We start from the raw sequence: 23,263 nt of genomic DNA, 5'->3' as shown, positions 1-23,263 counted from the left end.
GGAGTAAGGTCGGCTCGCATGGCGAACTACATCGTGACCGGCGGTACCGGGTTTCTCGGGAAGAACGTCCTACCCCGACTGCTGGAGCGTGATGCGAATGCCGCGATCCACGTGTTGGTGCGTCCGAGCTCGGTTGCTCGTCTCGAGCGACAGGCACAGCAGCTCGACGGCGGCGACCGGATTCGTCCGTTGATCGGAGATCTCGCCGAGCCCGAGCTGGGACTCTCCGACGTGCCGCCCGACATAGATCACATACTCCACCTCGGGGCCGTCTACGACCTGACCGCAGGCGACGAACAGGCACCGACCAATGTAGCCGGAACCGCCTCGGTTATCGGCCTGGCCGCGAAGACCGGCGCACGGTTGCACCACATCTCGTCGATCGCCGTTGCCGGCGACTACCGAGGAAGGTTTTCCGAGAACGATTTCGACCTCGGACAGAATTTTCCGACGGCCTACCATCGCACCAAGTTCGAGGCCGAGAAGCTGGTCCGCGGCAGCGCCGTGGACTGGCGGGTCTACCGGCCCGCTGCGATCATCGGGCATTCGGAGACCGGAGCCATCGACAAGATCGACGGCCCGTACTACTTCTTTCCGTTCTTCGCGCAACTCGCCAAGCTGCCCTCGGTGATACCTATTACCGTGCCGAAAATGGGCAACACCAACCTGGTACCGGTCGACTACGTCGCCGATGCCATCGTCGAACTCGTGCACCGAGACACTGCACCGCACAGCGTCTTCCACTTGGTGAACACGAGCCCGCAGTCCATGGCCGAGGTGTACTCCGCGTTCTCGTCGGCCGCCGGATCTCGAGCGAGAGTGGTCGACGTGCCCGGAGCATTGGTTGCCCCGGTTGTCTCCCCCAAGTCCGGAGCGGTACTGAAGCAGCGCAACGCCGCCCTGCGCGATGTCGGCGTCCCACCGGTGATGCTCGATCACCTGACACTTCCCTCGGTGTTCGAGTCGGCAGCGACCCAGAAAGCGTTGCAGGGCAGCTCCATTACGCCGCCGCCACTACGCACGTATGCGGATCGGGTGTGGACGTACTGGCAGAAGAACTTCGATCCTCAGCGCAACCGCCGAAACGACCCACGGGGGCCACTGTTCGGTCGTCACATCATCATCACCGGTGGATCCTCCGGTATCGGCCGAGCCAGTGCCGAGGCGGCGGCACGCAAGGGCGCAGTAGTCATTCTTCTGGCACGCGGTCAGGATCAGCTCGACGAGGTGGTCGAGCACATCCGCGAATCGGGCGGTACCGCCTACGGTTACCCGTGCGACGTGACCGACAGCGAATCGGTGGACCAGACCGTCAAAACCGTTCTGAGCGAACACGGTCACGTCGACATGCTGGTCAACAGTGCCGGTCGATCCATCCGACGTTCGCTCTACCGGTCCACTGATCGGCTGCACGATTACGAACGCACCATGGCCGTCAATTACTTCGGAGCGATTCGATTGGTGCTGGCGCTGCTACCGCACCTGCGCGAACGCCAGTTCGGACACGTCGTCAACATCTCCAGCGCCGCGGTACTGGGACACCCTCCACGCTTCTCGGCCTACGTGGCCAGCAAGGCAGCACTCGACGGCTTCACCGATGTTGCTGCTGCAGAAACACTCTCGGACGGAATCACCTACACCACCATCCACATGCCGCTGGTGGACACCCCGATGATCACCCCGACGGGCGACAAGAACGTGGGCCCCGTGTTCTCTCCGGAAAAGGCCGCTGCGATGGTGATCCGCGCACTGAGCGACAAGCCCAAACGCATCGATACACCGTTGGGAACACTCGGACAGTTCGGTGCCATCTTCAGCCCCAAGGGCAAAGACCGCACCATGCATCAGCACTACCGAAAGTTCGCCGAAACCGCTGCCGCCAAAGGCGAAATGCCGGTACCGATAGAGGACGGGAAACTGCCCTATCGAGTTCGACCGTACAATCCGAAGACTCCGACCGCACGCATCGGCAAAGTGATCCGACGCGTCGGCAGATTGGTACCCGGCACCAGTTGGTGACCGGCGCGTCATGGGGCCGCGGCGGTCCACAGAGTCCAGCGATCGCGTTCGATCAACTCGCCGGGGGCCAGGCGATCACGCACATATTCGATCAGCTCCGCGAGTTCGCCGTCGGAGAGTTCGTGCAGAATGGAGCGCCCAGTTCTGCCGGCAATCTCTGTCAGGTACTGCTCGCGGTTTCCGTAGCGTCGACGCGTTTCCCAGAGTGGTTGCGTCACAACGTCGTTGAATCCTGCCCGTGTGAAGGCGGCCTTTACCTCATCGACGTCGGGTCGCCGCCGAGACTCGATCTCCGTCAACCAGGGAAAGGCGTCGAAGAGATATCCGCGCGGGTTCGTGGGCGATCCTCGCCGTATCGCGTCCTGGCTCGTTCGATCCTGGACTATCGCGATCCCACCCGAACGCAGAAGCCGGAACATCTCTGTTGCCAAGCCGAAGACATCGGGCAGATGATGGACCAGAGCGCGGGCGAACACGATATCTGCTCGGCCATCGGTGAGGCCGGTGTGCTCGGCCGGTGCACACTCGAACGCGATGGCCGTGGGCGACGATCGGCGGGCGGACTCCAGAATCGGTGCACTCGAATCGACAGCTGTGACGTGCGCTCCCAGCGTGCGCCATGCACGCGCATAGGTACCACCGCCGCACCCGAGATCGACGACGTTCGCGCCGACCGGATCGACGATACTGGTCATCGCGGCAACCCAAGAAGGGTCGGCCTCGCGGCCGGAATAGGTGTCGCTGTTGGCTGGATCGTCGAAGTCGATGGGCATGTGGATCAGTACATCGAGCAGGGCTATCGGTCGCCACCATTTAGTGTGGGACTACATGCTCGCACTTCATCTTCGAGCCGCCGACCTGGCGGATACCTCGCTGACCGTCTCGCCGCTGTTCGAGACGGTCCTGAGCCTGCGTGCCTGGACCTCGCCGAATCGCCACCGTCTGCACGAGCCGTGGCGACGACGCGTGCTGGCGGCATGGCAGCAGTGTGACACCGAGATGCTGACGGCGTTGGTCTCTCCCGACGGCAGAATCCCGGACTTCCTCGCTCCCCGTCCGTCCACCGCATCCCCGGCCCTCGACGACGAGATCGCCGTTGTCGCGGCGACACGGGCAGTGGAGATGCGACGCGATATCGCTGCCGCCTTCTCCGCCGATGTTCCCTCGATCCTCGCCGGCCCGGCCCGAGCGGTGCGCACCCGCACGGTTCAGGCGCTTTCGCAGTATTGGGCCACTTGCCTCCGACCCGACTGGGCCCGGATCCGTGCGGTCCTGGACGGTGATGTGGACTACCGAGCACAACAGCTCTCGCACTTCGGGGCACGAAAGATGTTCGAGCACCTCGATTCCCGAGTTCGATGGGATGACGGTGTGCTGTGGGTCGATCGGCTCGAGGACCAGGTGTGGGTCGACGTCGACGGACGGGGACTTCCACTGATTCCGTCGGTGTTCGTACACGGCGCGATCACTCAGATCAGCCCGACACGGGCTCCGTCGCTGGTGTATCCGGCCCGCGGGCGCGGCGCAGTGTGGGACGGCGCATTGTGGAACCTGGCGCGGTCGGTTCCGAACCGAGCACTGACGAATCTTCTCGGCACACAACGTGCCACGATTCTCACGCTGCTCGACATGCCCACCACCACCGGGGAACTCGCTGCCGCACTGGGCGTCTCACCCAGCGCGGCGAGCCAGCATCTTCGCGTTCTGCGCGAAGCGGCGGCGGTGCGCCGCGTCAGACAGGGACGATCGGTGCTGTACGTACGCACGCCTCTCGGGGACGAGTTGGTCGGACGGCAGAGGTAGGGCCGGCGCGAGATTCAGCGCAACAGATCCTGTGCCCACACTCGCAGAAACCCCTGACTCAGGTACGCCAGTGAGCCGATCGCCAGTAACCACTTGACGGTACTGACCACGGTGGTGGCGCGGACGACGGTGTCGGTGATCTGTTCACGGTTGTCGACCAATGTCAGTCCGACGATGTTCTCGATGTAGTCACCGGCGGCGGAGACCACGGGTGCGACGGCCAATGCCGTCGTCGCCGCAGGGCTCAGCGGCGTCTTCTCTGCCAGGCTGCGGGCGCCGGCTCGCAGTGCGATGGCATAGATCGCGGGATGGACGAAGTCGGGAAAGTAGTGGCTGCGGAATCTGGCGATTTCGGTCTCGTCCATGCTCGCGAGAATATTCCGGTAGCGCTGCTCCGACCATGCCGTCTGCACAGCAAGCACTTTCGGGGCGGACGGGCCGAGGAGCCGAGCGATGTTGGCCTGCGAGACGACGAACAGTGCCGACCACGCCACCAGCTTTCGATCGAGCACGCTCAGATACATGAGTGCAGATTACTGCGTCAGGTACGGAAGAACAGCCGCCTCGAACGCCGAGTAGCCGTCGCGATGGATGCTGTGACCGGTACGGAACGCCTCGACGCGGCAGGTCGAGATCTCGGCAACCATCGCGTCGAGCCGAACCGGATCGACCATGCCGCCGGGACCTCCGCGAAGGATCAACGTCGGAGCAGTGATGTCGGCCAACGACTTCCACCACCGCGGATTCGGCCGACGAAACTGCTCGAGGGCAGTGGCGGTCATCGATCTGTCGAATGCGAGTACCGCACGGGGGTGCAGAACAACGCTCGTGGCGGCGTGCCAGAGCTCGGTGGCCGACGGCAACCGGCCGGTCAAGGTCGGCGGCGCGTCGCCCGGCCTGATCGGTATCGGGAGCTCTTCGAGAACCAGGCGTCGGACGAGCTGCGGTCGGTGTTGCGCGACGAGCGAGACCGCATATCCACCCAAAGAATGTCCGACGAGATCGACTTCCGTGAGACCGAGGTGATCGATCAGGGCAAGGAGGTCATCGCCGAACGAGTCGAACTCGTACGTGGATGTGTGGGCGCTCTTGCCATGACCGCGCAGATCGACGGTGATCACCCGGCGACCTCGAGCAGTCAGCGCACGAGCGAAGCGATCCCAGGTGCCACTGTCCCCGCCCATGCCGTGCACCAGAAGCACTGGCGTCGAACTGTGGTGTTCCAGCGGGGCGAACGAGCGATACGCGATAGCGACGCCACCGAGGTCGACCGTCTCCGACATCATCTGCATTCGCTCGAATGTAGCGGTGCCACTATTCGTAGATTCCCTCCACCCGCCACCGACCTTCGTCGAACACGAGGAGCAGGGCTCTTTCGTCGTCGAGTACCACCTGGGCCCGGGCCGTCGGACCCGTCGATGCGCTGCCGCTGTCCCACCATCGCTCGTCCACCGGCCACGGCCCGGCCAATCCCGTCAGTTCCCATTCTTTGGTGCCCCAGCGCAATCGAGTCGGTGGGGCGTCGAACACCCCGCGGTCGGTGACGCCGATTCCTGTACCCGTTCGGTTCATCAGTGTCACCGTCGGACGTGTCTCGATCACCGCCGCCGGAGCAGGCTCGGGTAATCGTCCGGGCCAGGGATGGGATGGATCGGACATCGGTACCAGTTCGTCGCCGAGTGGGCGCAGCGTTATCCGTTCGGCGGGCCCGCGTCCGCCGCTGAGAACACCGCCCAGCACCGATTCACCACCGAGCAAACCCTGAACCCGCACCAATGCCCGACGCGCCCTGTCGTCCTCGTCGCCGACACTGCCCCACAATCCCAGTTGCAGCTCACCTGCTGCCACCACCTCGATCGGCTCGAGCCGCAGAACGGTGATCGCGGACGTCGGCTTGTTCTCGCTGCGCCCGGTGAGCCAGCCGTCGAGTTGCCACCGCACCCGATCTGCTGTTCCCTCCGGTGTCAACGGCTCGGCGCAGCGCCATATCCGCGACAAATTCTCACCGTTACCGGTACCGGCGTGCACCAGCAGCCGAGTACAGGCAACGGCAGCAGCGGCGAGCTTGGTGTGCAGTTGTTCGGCCAACCCTCGACCGGCGAATGCAGCGGCGTCGACTCGATCGATCGGCGGATCGCACCGATACTCGACATCGAGGTCCGGCGGTAGCGCCCGAGCCGACGGCGGGCGTTCGGGCTCGCCCCGAGCAGTGCGATGCGCCAACACCGCGTCGGTACCGAACCGCGACCCAACGTCACCCGGCGTCAGCGCAGCGAAGTCGCCGATGGTCCGTAAACCCAAGCGTCGCAACAGGTCCACCAGCTCACCGCGATCGGCAGCGGACATACTCGGTTCGGCCGCGAGTTCTGCCACCGGTAACGGAGCGAGAAATCCGGCACCCCCGCCGCGGGGAACCACCTGTGCATACCGCGCCGCAACGACCGCAGTGGACAATTCGTCGGCGATGCCGATCTGGCATTCCACACCGGCAGCCGACGCTTGGTCGATCAACCGTTCCGCGGCCCGATGCTCGGTACCGAAATACCGTCCGACACCGCGGGCCGAGAGGACCAGCAGCCCCGGTCGCAGCACTTCGACTCCCGGCGCGATGGCGGCGACGGCCGAGACCACGGGCTCGAACAATCGCGCATCACGATCGGTGTCGGCCAGAGCGACATGCACATCCGGGCACCGCGCCTGGGCTTCCCGGCGCCGTAGGCCACGTTTGATACCCGACGTACGTGCCGTCGCCGAGCACGCGACGACCCGATTGGCGGAGGTGACGACCACCGGCTGCGTCGCAGGCAGATCGGCCTGGGCAGCTGCTGCAACCGCAGGCCAATCAGGACACCACAGAGCGAGAACACGGCTGGACAGGACCCGAGTCGACGGAGCGGCGCTCATGTCGAGACCGCGATCGACAGTGGATTCTGCTCGTGCTGTTCGGCGTGCCATTCGATGCGTCCGTTCTCTGCACGCAGATCGAGTCGAACGGTGCGGGGACGCATCGCCCTCCCACGCGCGCACACCGACAATCGGACGCCGCGGAGCCGACCGCGGCCCAGCTCCCGGCCCGTACCGAGGCCGTCGTAGCCGTGCACCGACGCGTCCAGCCGTAGCTCTGCCCCGTCCCAGTGCCCATCGGTCACCAGCAGCGTCGAACCTTTGCTCCGCGCCCTGGCCACCACTGCTCTGGCCCGAGTGGGTGATACCGACTGTCCACCGAGACCGAGCACCACGAGGTCGACACCGTCGAGCAGGATTGCCGCCACTTCCACCGGATCGGGGCCCGGATCCGGAATCAGGGCCAGCTTGCTCAGCTGTGCGCCCATCTCCACCGCAGCGAGAAGTCCGAAACGAGGCTGCCCGATGACGGCGACATGCCCACCGGCACCGGTCACTGCAGCCACCAAACCGATCAGCAGCGAGCCGGCACCGGACACCGAGGCCACCGTTCCACGCACCAGTCCACCGTGCGGCAGCACGTCGATCAGTGCGGAGGGCACCGGAAGAACGTCCCGCTGACGGACCGCACGTATCGGCTCAGCCTCGCCGACATCGGAGCGAACGGGATCGGGGTCCGAATTCTCGATCCGCACCGATGCCGTCTCGCCCCGGGAAGGCACGGCAGCCATCCGGCTACGCAGCAAGGCGACCCGCTCCGGCAGCGACAACCCGTCGAGCACATCCGGCGTGACAGAGGCTCCCGATACAGTCATGTCACTCCCCTTCACGGTGTAGAAAATCGAGCCCGAAGATCGGTGTTCGTCGAACGCGGGAAGTGGCGTATTCGAACACAATTTCGATCTGCACCCAGTAAAGCCGCTCGGACGGCAACTCGTCAAGGCGGTGCCGAAGCCGCTGGTGGAGGCTTACGTTCTGCGGCTGCGGGCACACCGCGGCATCGTCAACTAACCTGTGGGCGTGACCGATCAGCAGCGTGTTCGACGAGGAGTCGGACCCGACTACCTCCTGGCCGGCAGGTACCGCCTCGCCGGCAAGCTCGGCGGCGGCGGAATGGGCGCAGTATGGCTTGCCACCGACACGCTTCTGCACCGTCAGGTGGCCGTCAAACAGGTCACGTCCACCACCGAGCTGAGCCCTCAGCAAGCCGTCGAGGTACGTAATCGGGCCATGCGCGAGGGTCGCATCGCCGCCCGCCTCTCCAGCCCCCACGCCATCGGGATGCACGACGTTGCTCTCGTCGACGGCGAGCCGTGGCTGATCATGGAATACCTGTCCTCGCGCAGTCTCGCGCAGGCGCTCGGCAGCACCGATTCACTGCCCCCGTTCGAGGTCGCTCAGATCGGGGCGCAGATCGCCGATGCCCTCACCGAGGCGCACGAGGCGGGAATCGTGCACCGCGACATCAAGCCGGGCAACATCCTGATCGCCGATCGCGGCAAGGATCTGGGCATCGTCAAGATCAGCGATTTCGGTATCTCTCGCGCCAAAGGGGACGTCGAAGCATCCGACGACAGCGTGATCACTGGTACCCCTGCATATTTCGCTCCAGAGGTTGCCCGCGGACAGGATCCCACCGCAGCCAGCGACGTGTTCTCTCTCGGCGCGACGCTGTACACCGCCATCGAAGGCAGACCTCCGTTCGACATCGATCACGATTCGATCGCGCTGCTGCATCGAGTTGCCAAGGGGCAGATCATCTCTCCCACCCGCAGCGGAGATCTCACCGGACCGCTGCTGCACATGCTCGAACCCGATCCCGCTCGGCGTCCCACCATGGCCCAGGCCCGCGACGAGATCATCGTCGCTGCGATCAGCAAGCGCGGCACCATCGCTCAGCTACGCGGGGTCCCCCTGACGTCTGCTGACGGTGTGGTGCCGGCATGGGCTCGACGCTCGACACCGGTGTCCGAATCTCGCCGTCCGTCGAGGGAATTCGGAAGAACCATCGCGGGCCTACCGGCCGTGCAACCCGGTGAGAGCCAAGCCAATCCGGTCCCGTCGACGTACTCGCCACCGCCGTTCGATCTGCCGAAAAAGAAGAAGAACCCGATCGACGACGTCCTGATGCGCATCGAGGACGTCATCGGCGACCGAACGTCGATTCCATCGACCGCCATCCTGGCCGCACTCGTGCTCGCCGCAGTGGTTCTTCTCGTTCTGGTGATCCTGCTTGTGATGTGATTCGTCGGTTTCGTACTCGATCAGCCGAGAACCGGCATCACCAGAGTCGTCAGAGCGCCGTCGACTGCCGACCGCACCAGCATCGGATGGTCCGGAGCGGCGATATCGAGCATCACATCCGGTCCGACGGCCGATGCGACGGCAGCCTGCAGGACGGCCGCGTCGAAGAACACCGTCATCTCGGAACCGGTGACCCGTGCGGGGACGGCACCACCCTCGACTTTCAGGCCGCCCGGGCCGGCGTCGATCCGTAGTGTGCCGCTGTCGAGGGGAACGAAATCTCGTTGCACCACAACCCTCGTCGCGGTCGGAGCCAGACCGTCGATGATCGTTCGCCAGTCGGGGAAGTCGCCGTCGACGAGATCCACGGTGCGCTGGACGCCTTCGCACTCGAGCACCATCGCGTCGTCGGTTGCCGTCAGCACGAGGGTGCCCGACGCGGGTAGAGCCCCGAGAGAGCCGACCGCTGCAATGCGCGACCAGGATGCACCGGGTGAGCTCTGGGCAACGAGGCTGCGGGTGGAGAGTCGATATCGATCCGTCGCGGTGAGAGTGACAGTGCCACCGTCCACCTCGACCAACACGCCCCGCAGTACCGGAAACTCCTCGCTCGTTCCGGCCGCAGACGCGACCTGCTCCACCGCCGATGCGAACTCGGCGGCAGATACCGTTGCTGTGCAGTATGTTTGGTCGAACATCCGGCGGATGGATACTGCGGCCTCGGCTGCTGCCCGCGCGCGAGCAGCGAGCTCGTCGACATGTCGATCCACGATCTCGACGGCCGCGGCTCCGTCGCCGTCGAGGGCGGCGACCACCTTGTCGAGCGGCATGCCGATTTCGCGCAGTTGTCGGATGATGCTGGCCCGCTTCGCTTGTGCTCGGGTGTAATAGCGATAGCCGGACTTGGCGTCGATGAACGCCGGGACGAGCAAGGCACAATCGTCGTAGAACCGCAGGGCGCTGGGGGTCAGCCCGCTCGAACGAGCGAACACACCGATGGTCAGGAATTCTTCTGCCGAATCAGTCATGATGAAATCCTGAGGCTTCGGGTTGGTCGAAGGTCAAGCACTGTATGCCCGGCCCCGGGTGTAGCCCATGTCGTGTGCCATGCTCATCCTCCGGCGACGTTCTGCAACGGTGGATTCGGCACGCGGAGACAAAACACGGAAGTGCTGCCGCGGCCGAAGTATCGTCACCGTTGTGCACCATCGCCGCAAGCTCCCCGCCGCTGCGCTGCCGAAGGCAACGCGGGCGCGCTACACGAAACGACGGCGACGACGGCTCGCCCGAGTGGACAACGACCTCACCGCCTCCCAGTGGGCCGAACTTCTCGACGCCTGGGGAGGCTGCGCCTACTGCCGAGCGAAGAGTGTGCCGCTGCAACGCGACTGCATCACGCCGGTCTCTCGCGGCGGTCGGTACACACTCGACAACGTCGTTCCGGCCTGTCCCTCCTGCAACGCCAGCAAACACAACAGCGAAGTGACCGGGTGGCTCAGACGCAAGAAGCTCGACGAGCACACGTTCCTGCTCCGTCACGCCACGATCCTGGCGACACTTCTCCGATCCACGTAGGTCACCTAGTCGATTCGACGCTTGTGCGCCCATCGTGTGAGCGCATTCCTGTTGGACTGCTGGGTCTTTCGGAGAACGTTCGATGCATGCGTCTCGACGGTCTTGACGGAGATGAACAGATCTTCTGCGATCTCACGATATGTGTACCCGCGCGCCAACAACCGCAACACCTCCAGCTCACGAGGCGTCAGCGAATCGAGCTCCGGATCCAGCGGGGGCTCCGGGGCAGCGCTGCGACCGGTGAACGAATCGAGGACGAACCCGGCCAGACGGGGGCTGAAGACGGCATCTCCCCCGGCGACGCGTCGAACACCGTCGGCGAGCTCCGAGCCGGAGATCGTCTTGGTGACGTATCCTCTCGCCCCGGCACGGATGACGGCGATGACGTCCTCGGCGGCGTCGGACACACTCAGGGCGAGACATACCGGTCCCTCGGAGATGCGGTTCAACACGGCCACGCCGCCGCCGTCGGGCATGTGCACATCGAGCAACACCACGTCCGGCTTCGTCGATTCGATGCCCGACACCGCCTCGGCGACGCCTCCGGCTTCCCCGACGACGTCGATGTCCGCCTCGCGCGCGAGTTCGGCTCGCACACCGGAACGGAACACCGCATGGTCGTCGACCAGAAAAACGCGGAAGGGTTCGGTCACGTCGGCTGCTCCTGGTGGCTGGATTCGGACGATTCGGTGGTGACGTTGCGGGGCATGAAAATTCGTACTTCGGTTCCCTTGCCGACGGTCGACCGTACCTGCACCGTGCCACCTCGGCGCTCGATGCGTCCCCGAATGGACTTCGCCAGGCCCCGGCGATCCTCGGGTACCTCGGATTCGTCGAACCCGGTACCGCGATCGCGGACGAACACGCTGACCTGTTCCGGTTCGGTCTCGGCGAACAGATCGATGTTGGTCTCGCCGGAATGCTTGGCCGCGTTGACCAAAGCTTCTCGGGTGGCACCCAGCAGAGCGGTGAAGCTCTCGCGGGACAGGCCCGACTCGACGTCGTCAGGCAGTAGGTGCACGTCGCCGACAGTGATGGGTCGAACCGTCACGCCGTGTTGATCCTCGACCTCACCGGAGATGGTCTTGAGCGCATCGGCCAAGCTGGAGTTGTCGGTGTCGCCGCCGTCGAACAGCCATTTGCGCAGTTCACGCTCCTGCCCGCGCGCCAACCTCATCACCTCCTGCGGCTGATCGGACTGCTTCTGGATCAGGGCCAAGGTCTGCAGCACCGAATCGTGCAGGTGCGACGCGATTTCCTCGCGTTCGTCGTTGCGGATGCGAGCAGATCGCTCGGCACCGAGCGCGCGCCAGGTGCGCAACCAGATGGGAACCGTCAACAGTCCGACACCGACGAGGGTGACCACCACCGCCAGCAGGGACGAACGCAGCGCGGCCAGGTCGACGCGGGCGAGCACCACCACGGCGAGGCCGAGCACGATCAACGTCGCTCCGCCGACGACCCTCGCCCAACTCAATACGGTCGGATGCTTGGGCAGCCCCAAAGCTGTTCGCGGTCCTTCGGAGTCGAACTCGCGCCAGACCAGGGCGGCACCGATCACCACGACGATGACCGGCACGATGACCGATGCAGCGGTACCGCTGAGCAGCCAGGCGAGCCCGACTGCAAGGCCGAGACCGATAGCGGCCAAGCCGAGCGCCCGCTGGCGTTCGGCCGCACTCGGGTGCGCTGTGTCCTCACCCGCGGGCGTGAACATCCAGATCAATCCGTATGCGGCGATACCGGCACCGGCGGACGCGGCAAGCAACGCGAACGCCACCCGAACCTTGAACACGTCGACGCCGAGATGGTCGGCGAGCCCGCCTGCCACGCCGCCGACGATGCGACCGCCGCCGCGGCGTTGGAAGGGGGCAGGAGCGGAGCCTGCAGAAGCGACATAGGAAGCAGGAGCGGAGCCTGCAGAAGCGACATAGGAAGCAGGAGCGGAGCCTGCAGAAGCGACATAGGAAGCAGGAGCGGAGCCTGCAGAAGCGACAGGAAAAGCAGGAGCGACGGGGACAGTGGTCGACGTGGCATGGGTAGCCGTCGCGTCGCCTGCCGGGGACGGTGTGGTCCGGGCGGCGTCAACGGGTGGATTGTCGACAGGGTGCACGCCTTCGATCCTGGCACGGATACGGTGGTCGTTGCATCAGGGTTCGCCCTGATGTTGTGCGGATCTATCGAGGTGGACGCGATTTCGGGGATGAAGATCAGGGGTATCCCTGATGTGTTTCGTGGTCGAGGCCGCCACGATGGTTGACATGAGCAACGCGACCGTTTCGGATCAACTTCAGCAGATGTGGCGCACCCGTCCGCACCGCTTGCCGCAACGCGGGCATGTGGCAGGTGTTGCAGCCGGTATCGGCTATCGCTACGACGTCGACCCCGTTCTGATTCGGATCGCGTTCGTCGTCTCCACCTTGTTCGGCGGTACCGGCATCGTGCTGTATCTGGCGGCGTGGCTGGTGCTCAACCGCGCCGGAGACACGGCCTCGGGTGCGGAGTCGCTCGTCGGGCGCGGCAACAGCTCCGATTCGACGACGAAGATGGTGGTCGTGGCGGTGGCATTGGTCATCGCGGTGTCGACGATCGGCCCGGTAGGCGTCGGACTCGGCGGTTCGGGGCTGATCTCGCTGGTGGCGATGCTCGGTGGACTGTGGTTGCTGCACCAGCGGTGTCCGGAGCCGCCGCCATACATGCGGACGGCGGAGTTCTCCCGTAACCGCTACGCCCCCATGCCTTTCGGCTCTCCCAGCACGTCGGCCGAGCAGTGGACGGCCGCGCAATATCGTCCGCCACAGTTCCAGCAGGAGCGCTACACCCCGTACACGACTCTGCCGAAGAGCTACGTTCCGACACCGAAGCCCATCGAGCACACCGACGCCGACGCGCAGACCGTGAACCTGAGCAAGGCGAACGCATCCACCGCGACACCGGCCGAGAAGCCGACCGACACGCGGACCGACATGCCGACCATGACGCCCCCGTCGTGGGATCCGCTCGGCGTGGCACCGTTCGCCTGGGATCTTCCCGAGCCGGCAGGCACATTCCCGCCTGCGGCGATCGAACGCAAGCGCCGATCACGTTGGACGGCAAGCTTTCTCGGCCTGGCCCTGCTCGCTGCAGGCATCACCGCGGCGGTAGGTGCCGCCACCGGCGGGGACTGGGCCTCGGCGGGCCGCGTCGGAGCCGTCGCTCTCGCCGTCATCTCCGTGGGACTCGTGCTCGGCGCGTTCCTGCGCAAGGGCTACGGATTGCTGGTGGTCGCAGCACCCCTGGCCGGCTTCGTCGTCCTGGCGTCAGCGGTCGGTCCGATGGACATGGGCAACGGTGCGTCGGGAACACAGCGCATCGCCCCGCTCACCGCTGCCGAACTCGCTCCCAAGTACGAGATCGGAGCCGGCGAGCTGGACCTGGACCTCACCAGCCTGACGCTCACCGAGAATGACAGTATGGAAATCGACGTTGCCTTCGGGCAGGCCGTCGTGACGGTGCCGAACACGATGAAAATCGACACCACATGCGAGGCCTTCATGGGCTCGACCGATTGCGGCAACTCCGGAATACAGGTCGGATCTGCCGCTGCCCCCGACGCACCGGTGCTCACCATCGAAGGCAATGTGTTCCTCGGCGACCTGAAGGTGGTGCACCAGAAGTGAAGAAGCACAAGACCGACCGCATCGGCCACGACTACAGCGACAGCGATTCCGACACCGAGAAGCAGAACTCGAGCCGACGCGGCCCCTCGGCGCTGCTGCTCCTCGCCGGGCTGGCCGCCATGGTCGTTTCGGTCGCGGCCCTCATAGGCCAGGAAGCGATAGCGGCACTGGGCGACGTCCAGTTCCGCTGGGTGTTCGTTGTCGCCGCAGTGGTCGTGGGCTTCGCACTACTACTGGGCCCCAGCCGAAAGAGCTGACGAAAGCTACTCCCTGACGGGCGCTACTCCCACTCGATGGTGCCCGGCGGCTTGCTCGTGACGTCGAGAACGACTCGGTTGACCTCCGGAACCTCGTTGGTCACCCGAGTCGAGATCGTTTCGAGCACGTCGTAGGGCAAACGAGTCCAGTCCGCGGTCATCGCGTCCTCGCTCGAGACCGGACGCAGCACGATCGGGTGGCCGTAGGTACGGCCGTCACCCTGCACGCCGACACTGCGCACGTCGGCCAACAGCACCACCGGGCACTGCCAGATCTGCTGATCCAAGCCTGCGACCGTAAGTTCTTCTCGGACAATCGAATCGGCGTGGCGCAACGTGGCCAGACGGTCGCGAGTGATTTCACCGACGATGCGGATCGCCAGACCGGGTCCGGGGAACGGCTGCCTGCCGACGATCTCCTCGGGCAATCCCAGTTCGCGTCCGACCGCACGCACCTCGTCCTTGAACAGTGCACGAAGCGGCTCGACGAGGGCGAACTGCAGATCGTCCGGAAGTCCGCCGACGTTGTGGTGGCTCTTGATGTTCGCGGTACCGGACCCGCCACCGGACTCGACGACATCCGGATACAACGTGCCCTGCACCAGGAACTCGACCGCGTCGCCGTGCTCGGCGTTCTCGCCCAGCACCTCGGCCACGGCACCCTCGAAGCTCCGAATGAACTCACGGCCGATGATCTTGCGCTTCTCTTCCGGGTCGGAGACGCCCTCGAGCGCGCCGAGGAAGGTGTCGACCGCATCGACGGTCACCAACTTGGCACCCGTCGCGGCGACGAAATCCTGCTGCACCTGCTCACGCTCGCCGGCGCGCAGCAGTCCGTGGTCGACGAACACACAGGTCAGACGGTCGCCGATCGCCCGTTGCACCAGTGCCGCCGCCACCGCGGAGTCGACGCCTCCCGAGAGGCCACAGATGGCCTTGCCCGTGGGCCCCACCTGTTCCTGCACTGCGTCTATCAGAGCGTCGGCGATGTTGGCTGCAGTCCAGTCCGGGGCGATACCCGCCGTCTCGTGCAGAAACCGGCTGAGCACCTGCTGCCCGTGCGGGGAGTGCAGAACCTCGGGGTGATACTGCACGCCCGCCATGCGCTTGTCCTCGTTCTCGAAGGCGGCAACCGGTGCACCCGCGCTGGTGGCGGTGACGGTGAAACCTTCCGGGGCCGCGGTGACAGCGTCGCCGTGGCTCATCCAGACCGGCTGTGTGGCGGGCAGGCCGTCGTGCAGACGACCGCCGTCCACGCTGAGTTGGGTGCGACCGTACTCCCGCGTTCCGGTGTGTTCGACGGTTCCGCCGAGGGCCTGAGCCATGGCCTGGAATCCGTAGCAGATGCCGAACACGGGGACACCGAGGTCGAGCAGCGCGGAGTCGAGCTCGGGCGCGCCCTCGGCGTAGACACTGGAGGGCCCACCGGAAAGCACAAGCGCGACAGGGTCCTTCGCCGCGATCTCCTCGGCGGTCGCGGTATGCGAGATCACCTCGGAGTACACGTTGGCCTCGCGCACACGGCGGGCGATCAACTGCGCGTACTGGGCGCCGAAGTCGACGACGAGAACCGGGCGTGCGTGTGCGGGATCGTGTGCAGAGGAGTCGGTCACCGGGTCAGTCTAGTGGGACTGTCGTAGCGCTTACGCAACACCCGAATGCGCGACGGGCATCGCCGAGGAACCCGACCGGATCTCGACGATCGGCAGTCGCAGACCACCCGGAGCGTCCACCGGAACGACCGGGGAGTTCGGGGCGATCGGGTCGAGACGCTGGTACGGCAGCCCCTGTGCCGGACGAAGATCCAGCTCGCCCTTGTTCGGCCACAGCGCTGCGGAACGCTCGGCCTGCGCGCTGATGGTCAGCGACGGGTTGACTCCGAGGTTGGCCGACACGGCAGCCCCGTCGACCACACTGAGCGTCGGGTATCCGTGGACGCGGTGGTAAGGATCGATGACGCCGTGCGCCGAATCCGATGCGATGGCGCAGCCGCCGAGGAAGTGTGCGGTGAGCGGGATGTTGAACAGCTCTCCCCAGGTGCCGCCCGCGACGCCGCCGATCTTCTTGGCGATGCGCCGGGTGGCGTCGTTGCCCTCGGGAATCCACGTCGGGTTCGGCTCACCGTGGCCCTGCTTACTGGATATCTTGCGACCGAACGGCCCACGCTTGGTGAACGTGGTGATCGAGTTGTCCAGGTTCTGCATCACCAGCGCGATGATCGTGCGCTCGCTCCAGCGCCGAACGTTGACGACGCGGACGAACTGAACCGGGTGCGCGATGAGCGCGAACACGAACTTGAGCCAACGCGGGATCTTGCCTCCGCCGTCGGTCATCAGGGTCTGCAGCATGCCCATCGCGTTGGAGCCCTTGCCGTAACGGCACGGTTCGATGTGAGTGTTGGGGCTGGGGTGGAACGAGGACGTGATGGCGACTCCGCGCGTGAGATCCACGTCCGGATCGACCGCCAGCTTGGCCGCTCCGACGATCGACTCGGAGTTGGTGCGAGTCAGTTCGCCGAGAGTGTCCGACAGCTTGGGCAGCGCGCCCGTGTCTTTCATCTTGTGCAGCAAATTCTGGGTGCCCCAGGTACCTGCGGCCAACACGACATTGGCTGCGCTGTACGTCTTCTTGCCCTTGCGGAGCCGAGCACCGGTGCGCTCGGTGTCGACGTCCCAGGTGCCGTCGGAACGGGGAACCAGGCCGGTGACCGTCGTCATCGGGATGATCTCGGCTCCGGCACGTTCGGCCAGGCCGAGGTAGTTCTTCAGCAGGGTGTTCTTGGCTCCGTGGCGACAACCGGTCATGCACTCGCCGCATTCGATGCATCCGGTGCGCTCGGGACCTGCACCGCCGAAATACGGGTCCGGGACGGTCTTGCCGGGCTCGTCACCGAAGAAGACGCCGACCGGCGTCTGAATGAAGGTGTCGGCAACGCCCATGTCCTCTGCCACCGACTTCATCACCTCGTCGGCCGGCGTCATGTGCGGGTTGCGGACCACGCCCAGCATGCGGGTGGCCTGATCGTAGAACGGAGAGAGCTCACTGCTCCAGTCGGTGATGTGGGCCCACTGCTTGTCCTCGAAGAACGGAGCTTGTGGCTTGTAAAGGGTATTGGCGTAGTTCAGCGATCCGCCGCCCACTCCGGCACCGGCGAGGATGAGGCAGTCGCGCAACAGGTGTACCCGCTGAATTCCGTACAGGCCCAACTTCGGTGCCCATAGGAAGCGCTTGAGATCCCAGCTGTTCTTCGCGAAGTCCTTGTCCTCGAAGCGTTGCCCGGCCTCGAGGATGCCGACGCGGTATCCCTTCTCGACCAGCCGCAGCGCGGTGACACTTCCGCCGAAGCCGGATCCGACGATCAGAACGTCGTAATCCGTGGCGCGAACAGCTGAACCCATGGTGACCTCCGCTACATCCGATGCTGTCGAACAGTATGCACACCCCCATGTGACTACCGCCACAACCGATTCTAGCTGTTACGGGAGGTATCACCAACCCAGGGTCGACTTACGTGGACGACATGCAACACAAAGGGCGCGCACCCCTGGTGAAAGGAGTACGCGCCCCGGTGGAACAAAAGGCGTCAGGCCCTGACGTTCAGGCCCACCTTCTGGAATTCCTTGAGATCGGAGTATCCGGACTTTGCCATCGACCGGCGCAGCCCACCGACGAGGTTGATCGAACCGTACGACTCGCGCGAGGGTCCGTGCAGCACGTGATCGAGGCTCGGACGCTCCCCGGCCGACATCGGCAACAGCGTGCCACGCGGCATCGACGGATGCGCCGCTGCGGACGGCCAGTACCAGCCGCCACCGGGTGCCTCGGCCGCGACGGCCAACGGAGCGCCGAGAACCGCAGCATCGGCACCACACGCGATGGCCTTCGCCAACGCCCCGGACGTGGTGATGTCCCCGTCGGCGATCACGTGCACGTAGCGTCCGCCGGTCTCGTCCAGGTAATCCCGACGCGCTGCCGCTGCGTCGGCGATCGCGGTGGCCATCGGAACGCCGATACCGAGCACCTCCCCGGTGGTCGTGCCACCTTCGACGGAGCCGTAACCGACGATGACGCCGGCCGCGCCGGTGCGCATCAGGTGCAGCGCGGTGCGGTGGTCGCTGACGCCGCCGGCAATGACGGGAACGTCGAGCTCGGCGATGAACGTCTTGAGGTTGAGCGGCTCCTCGTCGCCGTGCGCCACATGCTCGGCCGAGATGATGGTGCCCTGGATGACCAACAGATCCAGTCCTGCCGCGACCAGGCCAGGCGTCAACGCACGAGCATTCTGCGGGCTCACTCGCACTGCGACGGTCACGCCGGAATCACGTACCTGGCCGACGGCGGCGGCCAGCAGATCCGGCTGCAGCGGTGCTGCGTGCAGCTCCTGCAGAAATGCGATGGGCGCATCCGGATCGAGATCGGTCTCGGCGATGTGGATGAGCTGATCCAACTTGGCCTGTACGTCGGCGTGGCGCGCCCACAATCCCTCACCGTTGACGACTCCGAGTCCGCCCTGACGACCCAGCTCGATCGCGAACGCGGGCGAGACCAGGGCATCCGTCGGATGTGCGAGCACTGGGATGTCGAACCGGTATGCGTCGAGCTGCCAGGCCGTCGACACCTCCTTCGACGACCGAGTACGACGGGACGGCACGATGTCCACGTCGTCGAGCTGGTAGGTGCGGCGGGCTTCTCTGCCCATGCCGATTTCAACGAGGTCGCGCACGCGCGCACCTTTCTACTTCGAGAGCGAATCGAGTCGGCCGAGTTCAGCCGATTCGACTATCGGGTGGTGTAGTTCGGAGCCTCTGCGGTCATCGTGATGTCGTGCGGATGGCTCTCCTTGAGCCCGGCCGCAGTGATCTGCACGAACTGAGCCTGCTGCAGGTCTTCGATCGAATTGGATCCGGTGTAGCCCATCGCCGCTCGCAGACCACCGGTGAGCTGGTGAATGACCTGATTCAGCGGTCCGCGGTACGGGACGCGACCTTCGATGCCCTCGGGCACCAACTTGTCCTCGGCCAACACGTCGTCCTGGAAGTAGCGGTCCTTGGAGAACGACTTGGCTCCCCCGCGTCCCTGCATCGCACCGAGAGAACCCATGCCGCGGTAACTCTTGAACTGCTTGCCGCCCACGAGAATCAGCTCTCCGGGAGACTCGGCCGTTCCGGCCAGCAACGATCCGAGCATGGCGGTCGACGCACCGGCTGCGAGCGCCTTCGCGATGTCACCGGAGAACTGCATCCCGCCGTCGGCGATGACCGGAACGCCGTGCGGCTTGCATGCGGCGACGGCTTCGAGGATGGCAGTGATCTGCGGGGCACCGACGCCTGCGACCACTCGGGTGGTGCAGATGGATCCCGGGCCGACGCCGACCTTCACGGCATCCGCACCCGCCTCGACGAGAGCCAGTGCACCTGCGCGGGTGGCGACGTTTCCGCCGACGACCTGAACTCGATCGCCGACCTCGGCCTTGAGCTTGCTGACCATCTCGAGCACCTGCGCATTGTGGCCGTGCGCGGTGTCGACGATGACGACGTCGACGCCGGCGTCGGTCAACGCCATCGAACGAGCCCACGCGTCCTGTCCGACGCCCACCGCGGCACCGACGAGCAAACGTCCGTCACGGTCCTTGGTCGCATTGGGATGCTGCTCGGTCTTGACGAAGTCCTTGACCGTGATCAAACCGGTGAGTGCGCCTTTGCCGTCCACGATCGGAAGCTTCTCGATCTTGTGGCGACGCAGCAGGCCGAGGGCCGCCTCGGCGGTGACGCCCTCCTGCGCGGTGATGAGCGGTGCCTTGGTCATGACATCGGCGACGCGGCGGTTCTGATCGACCTCGAAGCGCATGTCGCGGTTGGTGATGATGCCGACGAGCGCGCCGGTCTCGTCGGTGACGGGCAATCCCGAGATACGGAAGCGCGCACACATGGCGTCGACCTCGGCCAACGAATCGGTGGGCTTGCACGTGACCGGGTCGGTGACCATGCCGGCTTCGGAGCGCTTGACGGTCTCCACCTGCGACGCCTGATCCTGCAGCGACAGGTTGCGGTGCAGCACCCCCATGCCGCCGGCGCGCGCCATCGCGATGGCCATCCGCGCTTCGGTGACGGTGTCCATGGCGGAGCTGACCAGCGGCACCCGCAAGCGAATCTCGCGAGTGATCTGGCTGGACGTGTCGACCGAGCTGGGTATCAGATCCGAAGCGGCCGGCAGCAGCAGGACGTCGTCGAACGTGAGGCCGAGCATCGCGACCTTGTTGGGATCGTCGCCGCCTGTGCGGACGTGGGCTCCGGGACTACTCATGCGAATCTGGCCCTCCCTAGAGCCTGGTTGCACTTCGGCGCGACGTGCGGCCGGTGAAAGCTCGCAGGCGCACCGCTGTGCGGGATTGGAGAACGGATGGAGTTTCGGCACTTGCACTCATCTGTTCAGCGCCGTGAACCATGGTATCGGCTAGGGCACAACCAGTGCGAATGCCTCCCACTACGGCCTGCCCGGGGCCCGGAAATCTCGGCAATCGGTGACAGCGGTCAGCATCCGCGTCCGGCATGTCGCATTCGAACGGCTGGCGCAGACCACCCAATCCTGCGTACCGTGGAGGCGTGCGCGATCAACTGCCTCCCGGTTTACCCCCGGACCCCTTCGCCGGAGACCCAGCCGACCCGTCGGCCGCCCTCGACGCCATCGAGCCGGGCCAGCCCCTGGATCCTCAGGAGAGGCTGGCCGTCGAGGAAGACCTGGCGGACCTTGCGGTCTACGAAGCACTACTCGGCCACCGTGGCATCCGCGGCTTGGTGGTGTGCTGCGAGGATTGCCAGCAGGACCACTACCACGACTGGGACATGCTTCGCGCAAACCTGTTGCAGCTGCTGGTCGACGGCACAGTTCGACCCCACGAGCCGGCGTACGACCCGGTTCCCCATGCGTACGTGACCTGGGACTACTGCCGCGGCTTCGCTGATGCGTCCATGAACGACGCCATGCACGGCGACGGATTCGACAGCTGACTCACCGACACTGCACAACGAAGAAGCCCGACACGAGAATCGTGTCGGGCTTCTTCGTTGTTGGAGCTGGATGGAAGAACGCTGTCAGCTTCCGCCGGAGGGAACCGACATGCGGTCGCGGTTCTCCGACGAGGTGCTACCGCCGGCAGTTGCAGTCGGCTGATCGGGCTCATCGAGCACCGTCGGTGTGATATCCGTGGTCGTTGTGGGACTCGGAGTCGTCGTGGTGGGCGGAACCTCGGGCGCGGTCGTTGTCGGAGCCGGAGTTGTCGGTACGCCCGTTACATCGGGCGTGACCGAGTCCACCGGAGCCTGCGGTGCGAGGACTTCCGGGCTGGGGACCGGAGCCGGAAGAATCGGAGCCGGGGGCAGAACAGTCGCAGGCACCGTCAGGGCCTGTAGTTCCTGCATCAGTCGGGCCAGCCATTGGTCGAGTTCGGCGCGCTGGCTGTCGTCGAGCACAGCGGAACTGCTGTTCGACGCGCCGTCCAACAGTGCGCGTGCGGCAGTGGTGTCGCCCGACGAGATGAGCTCTTCGGCCTCTTGCAGCTTGGACGTCGTATCGATCTGCGCCACAGTCGAATCGGCCTGCTCGGAGAATACGACGGACTTGACGCTCCACAGCGGGTCGTCCGGTGTCGAGTTGTACGAGATGACCACCAGACCACCCATCACGACGGCGATCGCGGCTGCGGCACCGGCGATGGGACGCAACAAACGCATTCGTCCACCACGGTTGGCCGAACTCGATCGGGCCATGTCGGCGGCGAGCTTCTCGCGTTCCACCGAGGCCACGACGACCTCGAGCGAGGGGCCGGCGGGCATCGCCGGCGTCACCACGTCTGCTCGCCAGTTGGCGAGGAGAAGGGCCAGTTGGTACTCGTCCGCGTCATCGGTAGCGATCGGTCCGTCACCGCTGATCGCGTCGATGAACGCATCGTCACGCCGTACGGCGACGAGGTCCACCGGACCACCGTCTGCACCGATGTCGGCATAGGGATCGTTCTGCTTCGGTCCAGTGGGGTTCACGTGCTCACCGATTCGCGAGATACCGCGACGCGGGGTCTCACCGGAGCCACCGTGACCATTGTCCCTAGCCATACATTTCACCTGCTCTCACAACTTCGTTCTTCAGTTTTGCGATAGCTCGGTGCTGAGCCACGCGGATAGCGCCTGCAGTGCTGCCGACTGCCGCCGCTGTTTCCTCGGCCGACAATCCGACGATGAGTCGGAGCACCAGAATTTCGCGGTGCTTAGCGGGCAAGGTGTCCAGCAGTGCAGTCATCTGACGACTCGACTCGGATTCGAGAGCTCGTTGCTCCGGTCCGTGTTCCATCGACACGACATCTGGTACTTCGGCGGCCGGGTCCGATTTGTTACGCGAGGCGCTGCGATGGGCATCGGCGACTTTGTGAGCCGCGATGCCGTACACGAATGCCATGAACGGACGACCTTGGTCCTGGTAACGCGGCAAGGCGGTCATCACTGCCAAACAGACCTCCTGCGCCACGTCGTCGGCCGATAGCTGACCACGCTCAGCCGAACCGACTCGAGCCCGGCAGTACCGGACTACAAGTGGTCGGATGAATTCCAAGACCCGGGACAGAGCCAGTCGATCGCCTTGCGCTGCGGCAACGACGAAAGAGTCCAACTCCTCACCCGCTGTGTTCATCGTCGACTATTTTCCCCGCGTTACAGGTACGCACCCGCCTGGGAGCGCTTCCACGTGGTGGTGGAACGTGACCAAGGATAGCGACACCACCCCGCACCAACCGAACCACTCGGTCCGTGTTGC

21 protein-coding genes are annotated in these 23,263 nt (G+C 65.2%); 7 read left to right on the top strand and 14 right to left on the bottom strand.

Annotated elements, in window-relative coordinates:
• Positions 1-18: 18 nt before the first annotated feature.
• Positions 19-2,019, top strand: a complete 2,001-nt coding sequence (locus ACIGGF_RS15055; protein ID WP_397522062.1) for an SDR family oxidoreductase — start codon at positions 19-21, stop codon at positions 2,017-2,019.
• Between the two features lie 8 nt (positions 2,020-2,027).
• Here ACIGGF_RS15055 and ACIGGF_RS15050 read toward each other — a convergent pair whose 3' ends face one another.
• Positions 2,028-2,792: a class I SAM-dependent methyltransferase gene (locus ACIGGF_RS15050; RefSeq protein ID WP_397522061.1), complete on the bottom strand. Its 765-nt coding sequence runs from the start codon at positions 2,790-2,792 to the stop codon at positions 2,028-2,030.
• A 55-nt stretch (positions 2,793-2,847) separates the two neighbouring features.
• Between ACIGGF_RS15050 and ACIGGF_RS15045 the strand changes: the two genes are divergently transcribed.
• Complete coding sequence (locus ACIGGF_RS15045) at positions 2,848-3,822, top strand: ArsR/SmtB family transcription factor (protein WP_397522060.1); 975 nt, start codon at positions 2,848-2,850, stop codon at positions 3,820-3,822.
• 14 nt (positions 3,823-3,836) lie between these two features.
• Here ACIGGF_RS15045 and ACIGGF_RS15040 read toward each other — a convergent pair whose 3' ends face one another.
• Genes ACIGGF_RS15040 through ACIGGF_RS15025 form a run of 4 tightly spaced genes read right to left on the bottom strand, consistent with a single transcriptional unit; the run spans position 3,837 to position 7,541 of the window.
• Positions 3,837-4,346, bottom strand: coding sequence for a hypothetical protein (locus tag ACIGGF_RS15040; RefSeq protein WP_397522059.1), 510 nt, complete (start codon positions 4,344-4,346; stop codon positions 3,837-3,839).
• A gap of 9 nt (positions 4,347-4,355) precedes the next feature.
• Complete coding sequence (locus ACIGGF_RS15035) at positions 4,356-5,114, bottom strand: alpha/beta fold hydrolase (RefSeq protein ID WP_397522058.1); 759 nt, start codon at positions 5,112-5,114, stop codon at positions 4,356-4,358.
• Positions 5,115-5,136: 22 nt separating this feature from the next.
• Positions 5,137-6,726, bottom strand: a complete 1,590-nt coding sequence (locus tag ACIGGF_RS15030) for a DNA polymerase Y family protein (RefSeq protein ID WP_397522104.1) — start codon at positions 6,724-6,726, stop codon at positions 5,137-5,139.
• On the bottom strand, positions 6,723-7,541 hold the full coding sequence (locus tag ACIGGF_RS15025; RefSeq protein ID WP_397522057.1) for a hypothetical protein: 819 nt from the start codon (positions 7,539-7,541) through the stop codon (positions 6,723-6,725). Before ACIGGF_RS15025 ends, ACIGGF_RS15030 begins: the two co-directional genes overlap by 4 nt.
• Positions 7,542-7,740: 199 nt before the next feature.
• Here ACIGGF_RS15025 and ACIGGF_RS15020 point away from each other — a divergent pair, with 199 nt between their 5' ends.
• Positions 7,741-8,970: a serine/threonine-protein kinase gene (locus tag ACIGGF_RS15020; protein WP_397522056.1), complete on the top strand. Its 1,230-nt coding sequence runs from the start codon at positions 7,741-7,743 to the stop codon at positions 8,968-8,970.
• 20 nt (positions 8,971-8,990) lie between these two features.
• Here ACIGGF_RS15020 and ACIGGF_RS15015 read toward each other — a convergent pair whose 3' ends face one another.
• Positions 8,991-9,998: a MerR family transcriptional regulator gene (locus tag ACIGGF_RS15015; RefSeq protein WP_397522055.1), complete on the bottom strand. Its 1,008-nt coding sequence runs from the start codon at positions 9,996-9,998 to the stop codon at positions 8,991-8,993.
• Positions 9,999-10,170: 172 nt separating this feature from the next.
• On the opposite strand from ACIGGF_RS15015, the gene ACIGGF_RS15010 reads away from it, so the two are divergent.
• Positions 10,171-10,545: an HNH endonuclease gene (locus ACIGGF_RS15010; RefSeq protein ID WP_397522054.1), complete on the top strand. Its 375-nt coding sequence runs from the start codon at positions 10,171-10,173 to the stop codon at positions 10,543-10,545.
• Between the two features lie 5 nt (positions 10,546-10,550).
• Here the strand turns inward: ACIGGF_RS15010 and ACIGGF_RS15005 are convergent, their stop codons facing one another.
• On the bottom strand, positions 10,551-11,198 hold the full coding sequence (locus ACIGGF_RS15005; RefSeq protein WP_317801141.1) for a response regulator transcription factor: 648 nt from the start codon (positions 11,196-11,198) through the stop codon (positions 10,551-10,553).
• Positions 11,195-12,658, bottom strand: coding sequence for a PspC domain-containing protein (locus ACIGGF_RS15000; RefSeq protein WP_397522053.1), 1,464 nt, complete (start codon positions 12,656-12,658; stop codon positions 11,195-11,197). Before ACIGGF_RS15000 ends, ACIGGF_RS15005 begins: the two co-directional genes overlap by 4 nt.
• A 148-nt stretch (positions 12,659-12,806) precedes the next feature.
• On the opposite strand from ACIGGF_RS15000, the gene ACIGGF_RS14995 reads away from it, so the two are divergent.
• Both ACIGGF_RS14995 and ACIGGF_RS14990 read left to right on the top strand, forming a co-directional pair.
• Entirely contained in the window at positions 12,807-14,204 is a 1,398-nt protein-coding gene (locus tag ACIGGF_RS14995) for a PspC domain-containing protein (protein WP_397522052.1), read from the top strand.
• Positions 14,201-14,461 (top strand): hypothetical protein, encoded by a 261-nt coding sequence (locus tag ACIGGF_RS14990; protein WP_397522051.1) that lies wholly within the window; start codon positions 14,201-14,203, stop codon positions 14,459-14,461. Before ACIGGF_RS14995 ends, ACIGGF_RS14990 begins: the two co-directional genes overlap by 4 nt.
• A gap of 23 nt (positions 14,462-14,484) precedes the next feature.
• On the opposite strand, the gene guaA is transcribed toward ACIGGF_RS14990, so the two are convergent.
• The 4 genes from guaA to guaB all read right to left on the bottom strand — a co-directional run bounded on the left by guaA (position 14,485) and on the right by guaB (position 20,764).
• Positions 14,485-16,074, bottom strand: a complete 1,590-nt coding sequence (gene guaA, locus ACIGGF_RS14985) for a glutamine-hydrolyzing GMP synthase (RefSeq protein ID WP_397522050.1) — start codon at positions 16,072-16,074, stop codon at positions 14,485-14,487.
• Between the two features lie 30 nt (positions 16,075-16,104).
• Positions 16,105-17,859, bottom strand: coding sequence for an FAD-dependent oxidoreductase (locus tag ACIGGF_RS14980; protein WP_397522049.1), 1,755 nt, complete (start codon positions 17,857-17,859; stop codon positions 16,105-16,107).
• Between the two features lie 185 nt (positions 17,860-18,044).
• Positions 18,045-19,184 (bottom strand): GuaB3 family IMP dehydrogenase-related protein, encoded by a 1,140-nt coding sequence (locus tag ACIGGF_RS14975; RefSeq protein ID WP_397522048.1) that lies wholly within the window; start codon positions 19,182-19,184, stop codon positions 18,045-18,047.
• A gap of 56 nt (positions 19,185-19,240) precedes the next feature.
• Positions 19,241-20,764: an IMP dehydrogenase gene (gene guaB / locus ACIGGF_RS14970; protein WP_397522047.1), complete on the bottom strand. Its 1,524-nt coding sequence runs from the start codon at positions 20,762-20,764 to the stop codon at positions 19,241-19,243.
• A 299-nt stretch (positions 20,765-21,063) separates the two neighbouring features.
• On the opposite strand from guaB, the gene ACIGGF_RS14965 reads away from it, so the two are divergent.
• Positions 21,064-21,468, top strand: a complete 405-nt coding sequence (locus ACIGGF_RS14965; protein ID WP_397522046.1) for a DUF5319 domain-containing protein — start codon at positions 21,064-21,066, stop codon at positions 21,466-21,468.
• An 84-nt stretch (positions 21,469-21,552) separates the two neighbouring features.
• On the opposite strand, the gene ACIGGF_RS14960 is transcribed toward ACIGGF_RS14965, so the two are convergent.
• Together ACIGGF_RS14960 and ACIGGF_RS14955 are read right to left on the bottom strand one after the other, a co-directional pair.
• Positions 21,553-22,569, bottom strand: coding sequence for an anti-sigma-D factor RsdA (locus ACIGGF_RS14960; RefSeq protein ID WP_397522045.1), 1,017 nt, complete (start codon positions 22,567-22,569; stop codon positions 21,553-21,555).
• Positions 22,562-23,140 carry a sigma-70 family RNA polymerase sigma factor gene (locus tag ACIGGF_RS14955; protein ID WP_032376740.1) on the bottom strand — a complete coding sequence of 193 codons (579 nt, stop codon included), beginning with the start codon at positions 23,138-23,140 and terminating at the stop codon, positions 22,562-22,564. The genes ACIGGF_RS14960 and ACIGGF_RS14955 overlap by 8 nt, the downstream gene beginning before the upstream one ends.
• Positions 23,141-23,263: the final 123 nt, after the last annotated feature.

The sequence above is a fragment of the Rhodococcus sp. NPDC078407 genome (assembly GCF_044542515.1).
Lineage (GTDB): Bacteria > Actinomycetota > Actinomycetes > Mycobacteriales > Mycobacteriaceae > Rhodococcoides.
This window is presented reverse-complemented; position numbering and strand designations above follow the sequence as displayed.